Origin of the sequence: Streptomyces armeniacus (assembly GCF_003355155.1) — a bacterium.
In the GTDB taxonomy this organism is placed as follows: Bacteria; Actinomycetota; Actinomycetes; order Streptomycetales; family Streptomycetaceae; genus Streptomyces; species Streptomyces armeniacus.
This window is the reverse complement of the sequence record NZ_CP031320.1, coordinates 2,821,643-2,835,114: the sequence shown is the minus strand read 5'-3', so window position 1 is coordinate 2,835,114 and position 13,472 is coordinate 2,821,643. Positions and strand designations below refer to the sequence as shown.

Annotated in this window: 14 protein-coding genes and 1 riboswitch; of the genes, 11 read left to right on the top strand and 3 right to left on the bottom strand. The window is 73.6% G+C overall.

The features are described 5' to 3' along the window. The first annotated feature begins 1 nt into the window (after nucleotide 1). Nucleotides 2-451 (top strand): Lrp/AsnC family transcriptional regulator, encoded by a 450-nt coding sequence (locus DVA86_RS12355; RefSeq protein ID WP_208884637.1) that lies wholly within the window; start codon nucleotides 2-4, stop codon nucleotides 449-451. 115 nt (nucleotides 452-566) lie between these two features. Here the strand turns inward: DVA86_RS12355 and DVA86_RS12350 are convergent, their stop codons facing one another. Continuing rightward, complete coding sequence (locus tag DVA86_RS12350) at nucleotides 567-1,187, bottom strand: hypothetical protein (RefSeq protein WP_245996520.1); 621 nt, start codon at nucleotides 1,185-1,187, stop codon at nucleotides 567-569. Nucleotides 1,188-1,597: 410 nt separating this feature from the next. On the opposite strand from DVA86_RS12350, the gene DVA86_RS12345 reads away from it, so the two are divergent. Continuing rightward, nucleotides 1,598-2,455, top strand: coding sequence for a carbon-nitrogen hydrolase family protein (locus tag DVA86_RS12345; RefSeq protein WP_208878129.1), 858 nt, complete (start codon nucleotides 1,598-1,600; stop codon nucleotides 2,453-2,455). Continuing rightward, nucleotides 2,452-4,167 (top strand): flavin monoamine oxidase family protein, encoded by a 1,716-nt coding sequence (locus DVA86_RS12340; RefSeq protein WP_208878128.1) that lies wholly within the window; start codon nucleotides 2,452-2,454, stop codon nucleotides 4,165-4,167. The genes DVA86_RS12345 and DVA86_RS12340 overlap by 4 nt, the downstream gene beginning before the upstream one ends. A 244-nt stretch (nucleotides 4,168-4,411) precedes the next feature. Here DVA86_RS12340 and DVA86_RS12335 read toward each other — a convergent pair whose 3' ends face one another. Beyond that, a complete protein-coding gene (locus DVA86_RS12335; RefSeq protein WP_208878126.1) occupies nucleotides 4,412-5,116 on the bottom strand; it encodes a DUF5995 family protein in 705 nt (234 codons plus the stop codon). Nucleotides 5,117-5,233: 117 nt separating this feature from the next. Continuing rightward, on the bottom strand, nucleotides 5,234-6,571 hold the full coding sequence (locus DVA86_RS12330; RefSeq protein ID WP_208878125.1) for an MFS transporter: 1,338 nt from the start codon (nucleotides 6,569-6,571) through the stop codon (nucleotides 5,234-5,236). 148 nt (nucleotides 6,572-6,719) lie between these two features. Then, a riboswitch (FMN riboswitch) is annotated at nucleotides 6,720-6,850 on the top strand. Between the two features lie 210 nt (nucleotides 6,851-7,060). On the opposite strand from DVA86_RS12330, the gene ribD reads away from it, so the two are divergent. From ribD to DVA86_RS12290, 8 genes are all read left to right on the top strand, one after another. Continuing rightward, a complete protein-coding gene (ribD, locus tag DVA86_RS12325) occupies nucleotides 7,061-8,230 on the top strand; it encodes a bifunctional diaminohydroxyphosphoribosylaminopyrimidine deaminase/5-amino-6-(5-phosphoribosylamino)uracil reductase RibD (protein WP_245997603.1) in 1,170 nt (389 codons plus the stop codon). Further along, nucleotides 8,230-8,895 (top strand): riboflavin synthase, encoded by a 666-nt coding sequence (locus DVA86_RS12320; protein WP_208878122.1) that lies wholly within the window; start codon nucleotides 8,230-8,232, stop codon nucleotides 8,893-8,895. The genes ribD and DVA86_RS12320 overlap by 1 nt, the downstream gene beginning before the upstream one ends. Beyond that, entirely contained in the window at nucleotides 8,892-9,554 is a 663-nt protein-coding gene (locus tag DVA86_RS12315) for a nicotinamide mononucleotide transporter family protein (protein WP_208878121.1), read from the top strand. The genes DVA86_RS12320 and DVA86_RS12315 overlap by 4 nt, the downstream gene beginning before the upstream one ends. Then, complete coding sequence (locus DVA86_RS12310; protein ID WP_208878119.1) at nucleotides 9,551-10,933, top strand: bifunctional 3,4-dihydroxy-2-butanone-4-phosphate synthase/GTP cyclohydrolase II; 1,383 nt, start codon at nucleotides 9,551-9,553, stop codon at nucleotides 10,931-10,933. The genes DVA86_RS12315 and DVA86_RS12310 overlap by 4 nt, the downstream gene beginning before the upstream one ends. Before the next feature lie 123 nt (nucleotides 10,934-11,056). Beyond that, nucleotides 11,057-11,542, top strand: coding sequence for a 6,7-dimethyl-8-ribityllumazine synthase (gene ribH, locus DVA86_RS12305; protein ID WP_208878118.1), 486 nt, complete (start codon nucleotides 11,057-11,059; stop codon nucleotides 11,540-11,542). Between the two features lie 33 nt (nucleotides 11,543-11,575). Continuing rightward, on the top strand, nucleotides 11,576-11,848 hold the full coding sequence (locus tag DVA86_RS12300; protein WP_208878117.1) for a phosphoribosyl-ATP diphosphatase: 273 nt from the start codon (nucleotides 11,576-11,578) through the stop codon (nucleotides 11,846-11,848). 138 nt (nucleotides 11,849-11,986) lie between these two features. Beyond that, nucleotides 11,987-12,835, top strand: coding sequence for an ATP phosphoribosyltransferase (hisG, locus tag DVA86_RS12295; protein WP_208878115.1), 849 nt, complete (start codon nucleotides 11,987-11,989; stop codon nucleotides 12,833-12,835). 16 nt (nucleotides 12,836-12,851) lie between these two features. After that, the gene (locus DVA86_RS12290) at nucleotides 12,852-13,319 is read left to right on the top strand and encodes a PH domain-containing protein (RefSeq protein ID WP_208878114.1); all 468 of its coding nucleotides are present in this window, start codon (nucleotides 12,852-12,854) and stop codon (nucleotides 13,317-13,319) included. Nucleotides 13,320-13,472 lie beyond the last annotated feature (153 nt).

The window sequence follows — 13,472 nt, the reverse complement described above, 5'->3', positions numbered from 1 at the left end:
CCTGAACCCACTCGACGAACGCATCGTCCACGTCCTCGCCGAGGACGCCCGCCGCAGCTACGCCGACATCGGCGCCGAGGTCGGCCTGTCCGCCCCCGCGGTCAAACGGCGTGTGGACCGGCTGCGGGCGGAAGGCGCGATCACGGGGTTCACCGTACGGGTGGACCCAGCCGCGCTGGGCTGGGAGACGGAGGGGTACATCGAGATGTACTGCCGCTCCAACACCGCCCCGGACGACATACGGCGCGCCCTGTCCCGCTACCCGGAGGTGGCGTCCGCGTCCACCGTCACCGGCGAGGCGGACGCCATCGTGCAGATCTTCGCCTCCGACATGCGGCACTTCGAACGGGTGCTGGAACGCATCGCGGGCGAGCCGTTCGTCGAGCGCACCAAGTCGGTGCTGGTGCTCTCGCCGCTGCTGCGCCGCTACTCCGCGGGCTCGCCCGCCTGACGCCGTACCCCCCCTGGTGCGCGGTGCCCGTACCCCCGTGCCGGGCACCGCGCGGTCCATGGCGTACGCGCCCCTCCGCGCCGGAGCTCAGAGCCCGGGCTGAGAGCGCCCGGGCTCAGAGCTCCGGTTCGAACGGCACCACGTCGAAGCCGCCGCGCTCCACCCGCTCGTACGGCGCCGAACTCACGCACTGCGGCAGGTCCTTCGCGCTCCGCGGGTCGCTGGTGGCGGCCCAGCTGTAGCCGAGCCGCTGCCCGTCGTTCGTGACGGAGAAGCCGACGCGCTTGCCCTTCAGCCCGGGCAGATCGGACTTGGTCACCACGCCCGTGGCCACCGTCACCGGGCCACCCGAGACCAGGCAGTCCATCCGGCCCTGCGCGTACGACCCCTCGCCCTCGACGTAGTGGCTGAAGCGGAAGGTGCCGCGGGTGTCGATACCCCCGCCGTGCGCGTCGAACGAGAAGTGGATCACGTCGCCGGCCGTCCGGTGCAGCTTGGCCGTGCCGGTCAGCCGCGGCTCGGCGACCCCGCCGCCCGCCGCCTTCCGCGGGGCGTCCAGCGGCGCCTTGTCCGCGGCGGCCGCGGAGCCCGCCGCGGCGACGAGCAGCAGCGCGCCGCCGGCCGCCGCGAGGCGCGTACGGCCCGCGAGGGCGCGGGCAGGCGTGCCGCCGTCGGCGCGTGCGCGGCCTGCGGTCGTACGGCCTGCGGGCGTGCGGGCAGAAGTCAAACGGTTCATGACAACCCTTCCTGAGGGATGTGGCCGCCGGCGGCCCCCTGCCGCCGGCCACTCCACGGTCCCGCCCGCACACGGTCCGCCACATCGCGCCGCGGGTTGATCGCCGTGCGCCGCTGGGGGGAGCCGCGGCACGCGCGCGTTCGACCACAGGGGTACGGGCCGTGCGACCACGGGCTGACCCGGTCCGGAAACGGGCCGGTCCGGGCGCCGCGGCACGACCGGTCCGCGGCCCCCGTACGGCCTCGCACGCCCCCTGGCCGCACCCGCGCAACGATTCGCCGCGACTCCCTCCGTACACGCAAGAAATCGCCCCTGAGTGCACAACGGACCCGTCTTGCCGCCGTCCGGCCCCGAAAGTAGCGTCGAATCGTCCCGCCGCACCCGCCCCGCACCCCAGCTCACGAGGTCCCATGCCGCCGCTGCGCACCGCGCTGTCCCAGGGCCCCGCAGGCGTGCCCGGCTCCGCCGAGGCGGGCCTCGACGCCCTCGACCGCGCCGCCCGCCGCGCCGCCGCCGCCGGAGCGCGGCTGCTGGTCACCCCTGAGCTGTCGCTGACCGGCTACGCGCTGGGGGACCGGCTGCCCGAGCGCGCCGAGGCCGCGGACGGCCCGTCCGCGCACGCCGTCGCCCGTATCGCCGCCGCACACGGTGTCGCCATCGCGTACGGCTACCCCGAGCGTGCCGACGGCCTCCTCTACAACTCCGCCCGGCTGATCGCCCCCGACGGCGCCCCGCTCGCCAACTACCGCAAGACCCACCTCTACGGCGGCTACGAGACTGAGCACTTCACCCCCGGCGCCGAACTCGTCGTCCAGGCCCGCCTGGACGGCATCCGCGTCGGCCTGCTGATCTGCTACGACGTGGAGTTCCCCGAAGCCGTACGCGCCCACGCGCTGGCAGGCACCGATCTGCTGCTGGTGCCGACCGCGCTGATGCGCCCGTACGAGAACGTCGCCCGCACCGTCGTGCCCGCCCGCGCCTGGGAGAGCCAGCTGTACATCGCGTACGCCAACCGGTGCGGCCGCGAAGGGGAGTTCACCTTCACCGGGCTGAGCTGCCTGGCGGCGCCCGACGGGACCGTACGAGCCCGCGCGGGCACCGGCGACGACCTGATCACCGCCGACGCCGACCCGGCGCGGCTGGCCGCGTCCCGCGCCGAGAACCCGTATCTCGCGGACCGCCGCCCCGAGCTGTACAGCACGCTCCACGCGCACCCGCACCCCCACCCGGAACCGCACGCCCCGCTGCAAGGAGAACCGCGCCGATGACGTCCACGGTGCCCACCGCCGTCCACGAAGAACCGCAGGACGCGGCCCGTCCACTCACGATGTTCGGCCCGGACTTCCCGTTCGCCTACGACGACTTCCTCGCCCACCCGGCCGGGCTCGGCGCCGTGCCCGCGACCGAGCACGGCACCGAGGTCGCGGTGATCGGCGGCGGCCTGTCCGGCCTCGTCACGGCGTACGAGCTGATGAAGATGGGCCTCAAGCCCGTCGTCTACGAGGCCGACCAGCTCGGCGGCCGGCTGCGTACGGCCTCCTTCGAGGGCTGCGAGCAGGGCCTCACCGCGGAGATGGGCGCGATGCGCTTCCCGCCGTCCTCCACCGCGTTCCGGCACTACGTCGACCTGACGGAGCTGGAGACGACGCCCTTCCCGAACCCGCTGGCGCCGGACACCCCGTCGACCGTCGTCGACCTGAAGGGCGAGACGCACTACGCCCGCACCCTCGACGACCTGCCCGCCGTCTACCACGAGGTGATGCGCGCCTGGAACGCCTGCCTCGAGGACGGCGCCGACTTCTCCGCCATGCAGCAGGCCATCCGCGAACGCGACGTGCCGCGCATCCGCGAGATCTGGGCGGAGCTGGTCCGGCGGCTCGACAACCAGACGTTCTACGGCTTCCTCTGCGACTCCCCGGCCTTCGCCTCGTTCCGGCACCGCGAGATCTTCGGCCAGGTCGGCTTCGGCACCGGCGGCTGGGACACCGACTTCCCGAACTCGATCCTCGAAATCCTCCGCGTCGTCTACACCGGCGCCGACGACGACCACCGCGGCATCGTCGGCGGCAGCCGGCAACTGCCGCTGCGGCTCTGGGAACGGCAGCCGGAGAAGATCACGCACTGGCCGCACGGCACGTCGCTCGCGGCCCTGCACGCGGACGGCCGCCCGCGCGGCGCCGTCACGCGGCTGCACCGCACGGCGGGCGACCGCGTCACGGTCACCGACGCGGACGGCGCCGTACGCACGTACCGGGCCGCCGTGTTCACCGCGCAGTCCTGGATGCTGCTCAGCAAGATCGACTGTGGTGACGGGCTGCTGCCGATCGACCACTGGACGGCCGTCGAACGGACGCACTACATGGAGTCGTCCAAGCTGTTCGTGCCGGTGGACCGGCCGTTCTGGCTCGACGAGAGCGTCGCCGACGACGGCACGCCCACCGGGCGGGACACCATGAGCATGACGCTCACGGACCGCATGACCCGCGGCACGTACCTCCTGGACGACGGCCCGGACCGGCCCGCCGTCATGTGCCTCTCGTACACGTGGTGCGACGACAGCCTCAAGTGGCTGCCGCTGAACGCCAACGAGCGGCTCGAAGTCATGCTGAAGTCGCTCCGCGAGATCTATCCCCGCGTCGACATCCGCAAGCACATCATCGGCGACCCGGTCACCGTCTCCTGGGAGAACGAGCCGTACTTCATGGGCGCCTTCAAGGCGAACCTGCCCGGCCACTACCGCTACCAGCGCCGTCTGTTCACCCACTTCATGCAGGACCGGCTGCCCGAAGGCAAGCGCGGCCTGTTCCTCGCGGGCGACGACGTGTCGTGGACGGCGGGCTGGGCCGAGGGCGCGGTGCAGACGGCGCTGAACGCGGTGTGGGGAGTGATGCACCACCTCGGCGGCGCGACGGATCCCGTCAACCCGGGGCCGGGTGACGTCTACGACGCCATCGCGCCGGTCGAACTCCCCGACGACTGAGCCCTCCCGGCCCAACCCGGCCACCCACCCACCCACCAAGCCCGTCCGGCGTTTGAGGACGGCCCTGAGCCGAATCGAGCCGTTCGGTCTCATGCGGGCGGGGCGTGGCCACCCACCAAGCCCGTCCGGCGTTTGAGGACGAACCTGGGCGGCCACCGACTGACAGTGGGCCAACAGGCCCGGGCCGAGCGCGCGTGCGTCGTGGCCGGGGGCCGTCCTCAAGCGCCGGACGGGCTTAGAGGCGTCAACGTCGCAGCGGGGTGAGGAGGCAGCGCCCCGCCATCCCCACGTTCGCCCCCAACCGTTCCGCCAGCTCGGCCGCCAGCTCAGGGTGGCCGCGCAGGCCCCACAGCGCGCGGAATCCGGCCCACGCGCTGTCCCGCGCCATCTCCAGGCTCCACGAACCCGCCAGGTGCGTGAGCGGGTCCGTCACGTCGAGGACGTCGGGGCCCGGCAGCAGTTCGTCCCTGATGCGTTCCTCCAGGCCGGTCAGCAGCTCGCCGAGCTGGTCGAAAGCGCCCTCCAGCAGGACCGGTTCGGTGCCCCGCGTCCCGCACACGTCCAGCAGCGCGAGCGGCAGGTCGTGCCCGACGTGCGCGTTGATGCCCGCCAGTGCGAACTGCAGCGGCCGTACGGCAGGATGGCGCCGCAGCTGGAACAGCGGGCGCCAGCACGCGGGCGTACGGTGCCCCGCCGCCGCCGCGTCGACCGCGGCCAGATACCGCTCGGCGAACCGTACGCCCAGCTCGCCCGCGGCGGCCGCCGTCCGGTCCTCGAAGTGCCCCCGCTCCAGCCGCTGCCGCAGCTCCTCGGTCACGGAGAGATACACCCGGTTGAAGACCGCCACCCCGTCCTCCGGCGGCAGGATCGCGCCGAGCGCGCGCATCCGGCGGACCACCCAGTCCGCGTTCACCGCATGCTGTACGGGAAGTTGCTCTGCTGACGTCATGGCGTGCAGCGTCCCAGCTACGCCGGGCCGTTGGGTGCCCCCGCTCCGCAGTGCCCTCGGACGGGGGACGCGGACCCCCGAAATCCGTGACTCTCTGTTACCATGGCCTCGCCCGGGTCAGCCGCGGTCGGCACCGCTGCGGGGCTCCGTCGCGTGCGCGCCCGAGACACCCGGCGCGCCCGAGCCGCCTGGGGGCCCAGGAGTACCTGACGCGTCCGGGGAAACATCCGCCCGCACCGCGTGCTCCCCGCGCTCCCCGCGCTCACCATGCTGCCCGTGCTCCGCCCCGCGCCCCAACACCCCGGCGAACAGCACCAGCCCGGAGGTCAGCACGGTCACGAGCCCGAACGACACCGAGAGCGTGGTCAGTTCGGCGATCCAGCCGACCGCCGCCGGCGCCGCGAGCCCCGAGGCGTACGCGAGGGTCGCGACGCCCGCGATGGCCTGGCCCGGTGCGGCGGTCTGCGTCCGGCCCGCCGCGGCGAAGCAGAGCGGCACGACGACCGCGATGCCGACACCGATCAGCGCGTAGCCGGCGACGGCCGCCCCCGGCACCCGGGACACCACGACGAGCAGCCCGCCCGCCGTCGCGAGGACGCCGCCCGCGCGGACCGTACGGACCGGCCCGTAGCGCCGTACGACCGCGTCGCCCGCGAGCCGGGCGGCGGCCATCGTGCAGGCGAACGCGGTGTACGCGGCGGCTGCCAGGCCCGGCCCCGCGTCGGTCACGTCGCGCAGGTAGATGCCCGACCAGTCCATGGACGCGCCCTCGGCGAAGACCGCGAAGAATCCGACGGCGCCGATGGCCAGCACCCCGCGGCCCGGCAGCGCGAACCGCGGCGGTTCCTCGCCGGCCGCGTCGCCCGGCGCCGAGCCGGGGGCGCGGATGTCCAGCGTCCAGCGGCAGGCCGTCAGCGCCGTTGCCGCCAACACCGGCGCGACCAGCGCCAGATGGACGCGCGCGTCCAGCCCGGCGTGCGCCGCGAGCGCGCCGGCGGCGCCGCCGGTCAGCGTGCCCACGCTCCACATGCCGTGCAGCCCGGACATCACGGAACGCCCGTACCGCTCCTCGATCTGCACGCCGTGCGCGTTCATCGCGACGTCCATCAGGCCCAGCCCGCAGCCGAACACGAACAGGCCGACGCAGAGCCAGCCCAGCGCGGGCATCAGCGGCGGCAGCACCAGCCCCGCGCAGCACAGCAGCGACAGCCAGCGCAGCGAGGCGCGCGGCCCGTACCGGTGCGCCAGCCGCGCGGAGAGCGGCATCGCCGCCGAGGCGCCCGCCGTCATGCACACCAGCGCCAGCCCCAGCCACCCCGGGCTCAGGTCCAAGTGCTCGCGGATCCACGGGATCCGGGTGGCGAACGTGCCGCTCGCCGCCCCGTGCGCCGCGAAGACGACGGCGACGGCACGCCGTGCGTTGCGGGTGGCCTGCCGGCCGCCGGTCTGCTCCATAGCCGGGAACGTTCCCACTCGCGCCGTCGCACACGCCTCCGCTCTCGTACCGTGTACGGGCGCCTCCAGCAGGTTGTGAGAGAGCCCACAGCGGCCCGCCAGCGCGCCGCGAGCCTGCCGTGGCAGACTGGACGCGTACCAGTGACGCAAGCGCACTCCGGGGTCGGTGAAAGTCCGAACCGGCGGTTAAAGTCCGCGACCCGACCGCAACCAGCGGCCGGTTGACCAGGTGAAACTCCTGGACCGACGGTTAAAGTCCGGATGGGAGGCAGTGCGCGGCGGGCCGAGACCGGTACACCGCCGTCGTCAGGCGGTCCGTCCCAGATTTGGGGCTGGCTCCTGCCGTCCGTCCGGTGTCCCCGATCATGTGCCCGTTCACCGCTGTTCTCAGCGCCCCGGAGTCCGTGCCCGAAGAGGCAGGAGGACCCGGTGGCCCCCGAAGCCGCAGCCGCAGCCGACGCGTCGGCATCCGAGGCCGAGCGCGCCGCGATGCGCCGCGCCGTAGCCCTCGCCGCCCGCGGCCTCGGCTCCACCAGCCCCAACCCCGTCGTCGGCTGCGTCGTCCTGGACCGCGCGGGCGGCACCGTCGGCGAGGGCTGGCACCAGCGGGCCGGCGGCCCGCACGCCGAGGTCCACGCGCTCGCCGAGGCCGGTGACGACGCGCGTGGCGGCACCGCCGTCGTCACCCTCGAGCCGTGCAGCCACACCGGCCGTACGGGCCCCTGCACGCAGGCCCTCGTCGACGCCGGGATCGCCCGCGTCGTCTACGCCGTGCCCGACCCCAGCCCGGCCGCCCGCGGCGGCGGCGACACCCTCGCCGCCGCCGGGCTCGACACCGCGTCCGGGCTGCTCGCCGCGGAGGCGGCCGCGGGCAACGCCGCCTGGCTCACCGCCGTACGCCGCGGACTCCCGTACGTCACCTGGAAGTACGCCGCCACCCTCGACGGCCGCAGCGCCGCCGCCGACGGCACCAGCCGCTGGATCACCTCCGAGGAGTCCCGCGCCGACGTGCACCGGCTGCGCGCCGAGTCGGACGCCGTGCTGGTCGGCTCCGGCACCCAGCTCGCCGACGACCCGCACCTCGCCGTCCGCGGCATCGAGGGCGCCACGCAGCCGCTGCGCGTCGTGCTCGACACCGAGGCCCGTACGGCGCCCACCGCCCGCGTGCTGGACGGCGCGGCACCGGCGTTGGTCGCCGTCGCCGAGGACGCCGACGCCACGCGGCTGGCCGCGGCCGCCGAGGTCGTACGGCTGCCGCGGGACGGCGACGGGCGCGGGCTGGAGCTGACCGCGCTGCTGCGCGAGCTGTACGCGCGTGACGTCCGCTCCGTGCTGCTGGAGGGCGGGCCCGCGCTGGCCGGCGCGTTCCTGGCGGCGGGCGCCGTGGACCGCGTGATCGGCTACCTCGCGCCCGTGCTGCTCGGTGCCGGACCGGCCGCTCTGGGTGACGCCGGAATCTCCACCATCGCCGCGGCGTTGCGGCTGACCGTGACCGAAACCGCGCGGCTGGGACCCGACTTGCGCCTCACCGCCGTACCGGGCACCGCCTCCGGCGCACCGCCCGTAGCCGCCCGCGAAGCCGCCGGGACCGCCGCCGACACTGCTGCCGACACCGCCACCGAGGCCGCTCCCGAGGCCCGTAAGGAGAACCGTCCCTGATGTTCACCGGAATCGTCGAAGAGCTGGGCGAGGTCGTCGCCGTGGAGAACCGGGGCGACTCCTCCCGCTTCCGGCTGCGCGGGCCCCTCGTCACCGCGGACGCGCGGCACGGCGACTCGATCGCCGTCAACGGCGTGTGCCTGACCGTGGTCGCAGTGGATGACGGCGAGTTCACCGCCGACGTCATGGCCGAGACCCTGCACCGCTCGGCGCTCGGCGCCCTGCGCACCGGCTCCCGCGTCAACCTCGAACGCCCCATGGCGCTCGGCGGACGACTCGGCGGCCACCTCGTACAGGGCCACGTCGACGGCACCGGCACCGTCACCGAACGCACCCCCGGCGACCACTGGGAACTGGTCAGGATCGCGCTCCCGGACGGCCTCGCCCGCTACGTGGTGGAGAAGGGCTCCATCACCGTCGACGGCGTCTCGCTCACCGTCGTCGAGGCCGGCGAGGACTCGTTCACCGTCAGCCTGATCCCCACCACCCTCGAGCTGACGACGCTCGGCGTGAAGCAGCCCGGCGACCCCGTGAACCTGGAGGTCGACGTGCTGGCCAAGTACGTGGAGCGGCTGCTGGGCGCGGGCCGCGACGCCCGTACGGAGGGCGTGCTCGACGCCCGTACGGAGACCGCGCCCGACGCCCGTACAGAGGCACTCCGATGAGCGCCTTCGACTGGCTGAACGGCGATGCCTTCGCCGCGTTCGGCCAGCACGTCAAGTGGTCCGACATGCTCGGCAACCTCATCGGCCTGCTCGCCCTCGCCCTCGGCTGGCGCCGCTCCCTGCTCACCTGGCCCGCGCAGCTGCTGTCCGGGCTGATCCTGGTCACCGCGTACGCCTCCGCGCAGCTCGCGGGCGGCGTCGGCAAGCAGCTGCTGGTCATCGTGGTCGCGGTGTGGGGCTGGCAGCAGTGGCGCAGCGGCACCCGGCGGGCCCAGGACGGGCACGTCGCCATCCGCTTCGCCACGTGGCGCGAGCGCGGGGTGCTGGCCGCCGGTACGGCGGTGGGCACGCTCGCCGTCGGCTCCCTGTTCACGCTGGTGCCCTCGCTGTCCTGGAACCCGTGGCCGGACGCGTACATCTTCGTCGGCACGCTCGCGGCGATGGCCGCGCAGGCGCGCGGGCTGGTCGAGTTCTGGTTCGCCTGGCTGCTCGTCGACCTGGTCGGGGTGCCGCTCGCGTTCAGCAGCGGGCTGGCGTTCTCGGGGCTCGTCTACGTCGTCTATCTCGGTCTCGTCCTGTGGGGCATGCGCGCCTGGTGGCTGCACTCGCGCAGGCACACGGCACAGCAGCAGCCCGTCCTGGAAGGAGTTGCGGCATGACCGCACTGCACGGCCCGACCGGCGGCACACTCGGCGACGCCTACGAGGCGGACGCGTACGAGGCGGACGCCGGCGCCACGGGCAGCGTCCCGTACGGCCCGCCCGTCCTCGGCCCCGACGAACGCGACCTCGCCCTCGACCCCGTCGGGCGCGCCGTCTCCGACATCGCCGCCGGCCGCCCCGTGGTCGTCGTGGACGACGAGGACCGCGAGAACGAGGGCGACCTCATCGTCGCCGCCGAGATGGCCACCCCCGAGATCATCGCGTTCATGATGAGCGAGTGCCGCGGCCTCATCTGCGTCCCGCTCGAGCCCGCCGAACTGGACCGGCTCGAACTGCCGCAGATGGTCGAGCACAACAGCGAGTCGATGCGTACGGCGTTCACCGTCTCCGTCGACGCGGCCCCCGCGCACGGCGTCACCACCGGCATCTCGGCCGCCGACCGCGCCGCCACCATCCAGCTGCTCGCCGACCCGCGCGCCGAGGCCGCGGACTTCGTACGCCCCGGCCACGTCTTCCCGCTCCGCGCCCGTGCCGGCGGCGTCCTCGCCCGCGCCGGCCACACCGAGGCCGGCGTCGACCTGGCGCGGCTGGCCGGGCTGCGGCCCGCCGCCGCCATCGTCGAGATCGCGGGCGAGGACGGAGCGATGCTGCGGCTGCCGGAGCTCGTGCCGTTCGCACGCAAGCACGGCCTGTCGATCATCTCCATCGAGGACCTGGCCGCGTACCGCCGCTCCGCCGAACCCCTCGTCCACCGGGAGGCCGCCACCCGGCTGCCCACCCGCCACGGCGACTTCCGCGCGTACGGCTACCGCTCCACGACCGACGGCGTCGAGCACATCGCGCTCGTCGCGGGCGACATCGAGGCGGACGGCGGCGAGGACGTGCTCGTACGCGTCCACTCCGAGTGCCTCACCGGCGACATCTTCGGCTCGCTGCGCTGCGACTGCGGGCCGCAGCTGAACGCGTCCCTGGAGCGCGTCCAGGCCGAGGGCCGAGGCGTCGTGCTGTACCTGCGCGGCCACGAGGGCCGCGGCATCGGGCTGCTGTCCAAGCTGCGCGCGTACGAGCTCCAGGAGCACGGGCACGACACCCTCGACGCCAACCTCGCCCTCGGCCTCCCCGCCGACGCGCGCGACTACGGCGCCGCCGCCCAGATGCTCACCGACCTCGGCGTCCGTTCGCTGCGGCTGATGACCAACAACCCCGAGAAGACCGCCGCGCTGGTCCGGCACGGGCTGCGCGTCGAGGGGCGCGAGCCGATGCCCGTACAGGCCGGCGAGCACAACATCCGCTACCTGCGCACCAAGCGGGACCGGATGGGCCACGACCTGCCCTGGCTGGACGCGGCCCTCGCGTCCGCGTGCGGCAACCAGTGAGCACCTGAACCCGTACGGCCCGTAGACCCGTACGGCCCGTAGACCCGTACGGCTCCTAGACCCGAAGACCCCGTACGACCACCCCCCGAGTACCGGCACCGAGAACGAGGAGCGAAGAGCGACGTGAGCGGCAAGGGCGCACCCGAACTGACCGTCAGGAACTGCGGTGACCTCCGCGTGGCCGTGATCGCCGCGCTGTGGCACGAGAAGGTCATGGACGGCCTCGTCGACGGCGCGCTGCGCGCCCTCGGCGAACTGGGCATCGCGGAGCCCACCGTGCTCCGCGTCCCCGGCAGCTTCGAACTGCCCGTTGCCGCCAAGGCACTCGCCGGGCGCGGCTACGACGCGATCGTCGCCCTCGGCGTCGTCATCCGCGGCGGCACCCCGCACTTCGACTACGTCTGCCAGGGCGTGACGCAGGGCCTCACCCAGGTATCCGTCGACACCGGCGTCCCCGTCGGCTTCGGCGTGCTCACCTGCGACACCGACGAGCAGGCCCTCGACCGCGCCGGGCTGGACGGGTCGAGCGAGGACAAGGGGCACGAAGCGGTCACCGCCGCGGTGGCCACGGCAGTGACCCTGCGCACGGTGCCCGCACCGGCACGCTGAGCCGGGGCGCCGAGCACGTAGAGTTGGACCACCATGGCCAACAAGACATTCGAGGAGCTCTTCGACGAGCTCCAGCAGAAAGCCGCCACAGGCGACCCGATCACCTCCCGCACCGCCGAACTGGTCGGACAGGGCGTGCACGCCATCGGGAAGAAGGTCGTCGAGGAGGCGGCCGAGGTGTGGATGGCAGCCGAGTACGAGGGTGAGGACCGGACGGCGGAGGAGATCTCCCAGCTGCTCTACCACGTGCAGGTCATGATGATCGCGCGCGGCGTCTCGCTCGACGACGTATACGCTCATCTCTGAGCCGGGACCGGTCCGCCCGCCCCGTCTCGGCAGGGGCCCCGCGGAGCCCGCCGGCGCCGCCCCGTCCGCACGCACCCACGCACACCGCACGTAACCCGCACACCGCACGTACCTCCCCGCACCGAAGGAAGCCCGTTCATGCTGCGCATCGCCGTCCCCAACAAGGGTTCACTGTCCGAGCCTGCGTCGGAGATGCTCCATGAGGCGGGCTACCGCCAGCGCAAGGACCGCCGCGAACTGGTGCTCGTCGACAGCGACAACAGCGTCGAGTTCTTCTTCCTGCGGCCCCGCGACATCGCCGTGTACGTCGGTTCCGGCAAGCTCGACATCGGCATCACCGGCCGCGACCTGCTCCTCGACTCCGGCGCGAACGCCGAGGAGATCCTCCAGCTCGGCTTCGCCGGCTCGACCTTCCGGTACGCCACCCGGCCCGGCACCGCGAAGGACGTCTCCGAGTTCGGCGGCATGACCGTGGCCACGTCCTTCCCCGGCCTGGTCAGCAGCCACCTCGCCGACAAGGGCGTGGACGCCTCCGTCGTACGCCTCGACGGCGCCGTCGAGACCGCCATCCAGCTCGGCGTCGCCGAGATCATCGCGGACGTCGTGGAGACGGGCACCACCCTCCGGAACGCCGGACTCGAGATCATCAGCGAGCCCATCCTGCACTCCGAGGCCGTCGTCATCCGCCGCGCCGGGGCAGGCACGGACGACCCCAAGGTGCAGCAGTTCCTCCGCCGCATGCAGGGCGTCCTGGTCGCCAGGCGGTACGTGATGATGGACTACGACATCCGCGCCGAACGCCTCGAATCCGCGGTCGCCCTCACCCCCGGGCTGGAGTCGCCCACCGTCTCCCCGCTGCACGACCAGGGTTGGGTCGCCGTGCGCTCCATGGTGCGTACGAAGGAGGCCCAGCGGATCATGGACGACCTGTACGAGCTGGGCGCCCGTGCCATCCTCACCACCGGCATCCACGCCTGCCGCCTCTGATCCGCGGGGAGCACACGTGACCCAGCCGCCCGACCAGCCCGGCCCGCCCGCGCTCCCCGACCTCCCCGTCACGTTCCGGCCCACCCGTACGCGGGTCGTCCTGATCGGCGTGGGTGTGGCCGCGTGCGCGGTGATCAGCGTCATCGCGTTGGTCCTGGACACCCTGAGCGCGGCGGAGCGGATCAGCTTCGTCTTCACCGGACTGCTGTTCCTCGCCGTACTGCTGCTGCTCAGCCGCCCCCACGTGACCGCGGCCGCGGACGGCGTCACGGTCGTCAACCTCACGACCAGCAGGTGCCTCTCCTGGGCGGAGATCCTCAAGGTCAACCTGCGCCCGGGCGACCCGTGGGTCTACCTCGACCTCGCGGACGGCACGATCCTTCCGGTCATGGGCATCCAGCCGGGCGTCGCGAAGGCGCAGGCCGTAAGCGACGCCCGTACGCTCCGCGCACTCGCGGAGAAGTACGGCACGGCGGAACGCTGACCGGAGCCGAGCTCGAGCCGGCGAGCGAGCCGAGCCCCAACCTCGCGAGCGAGCCAAAGGCCGCGCCGGTGCCGAAAGTGATGAGACCGAGTGAGCGAGGTACGAGCGAGTGCGGGTCGGAGAGCGTCGGGACCGGACACAAGCGGCCGGCAG

Bases quoted from the DNA above. Each gene is read 5' to 3' on its own strand.
- DVA86_RS12300 (WP_208878117.1), top strand. From the start codon at position 11,576: ATGGCCAACAAGACATTCGAGGAGCTCTTCGACGAGCTCCAGCAGAAA.
- DVA86_RS12330 (WP_208878125.1), bottom strand. From the start codon at position 6,571: ATGGAGCAGACCGGCGGCCGGCAGGCCACCCGCAACGCACGGCGTGCC.
- DVA86_RS12340 (WP_208878128.1), top strand. From the start codon at position 2,452: ATGACGTCCACGGTGCCCACCGCCGTCCACGAAGAACCGCAGGACGCG.
- DVA86_RS12345 (WP_208878129.1), top strand. From the start codon at position 1,598: ATGCCGCCGCTGCGCACCGCGCTGTCCCAGGGCCCCGCAGGCGTGCCC.
- DVA86_RS12310 (WP_208878119.1), top strand. From the start codon at position 9,551: ATGACCGCACTGCACGGCCCGACCGGCGGCACACTCGGCGACGCCTAC.
- hisG (WP_208878115.1), top strand. From the start codon at position 11,987: ATGCTGCGCATCGCCGTCCCCAACAAGGGTTCACTGTCCGAGCCTGCG.
- DVA86_RS12335 (WP_208878126.1), bottom strand. From the start codon at position 5,116: ATGACGTCAGCAGAGCAACTTCCCGTACAGCATGCGGTGAACGCGGAC.
- DVA86_RS12350 (WP_245996520.1), bottom strand. From the start codon at position 1,187: ATGAACCGTTTGACTTCTGCCCGCACGCCCGCAGGCCGTACGACCGCA.
- DVA86_RS12315 (WP_208878121.1), top strand. From the start codon at position 8,892: ATGAGCGCCTTCGACTGGCTGAACGGCGATGCCTTCGCCGCGTTCGGC.
- ribD (WP_245997603.1), top strand. From the start codon at position 7,061: ATGCGCCGCGCCGTAGCCCTCGCCGCCCGCGGCCTCGGCTCCACCAGC.
- DVA86_RS12320 (WP_208878122.1), top strand. From the start codon at position 8,230: ATGTTCACCGGAATCGTCGAAGAGCTGGGCGAGGTCGTCGCCGTGGAG.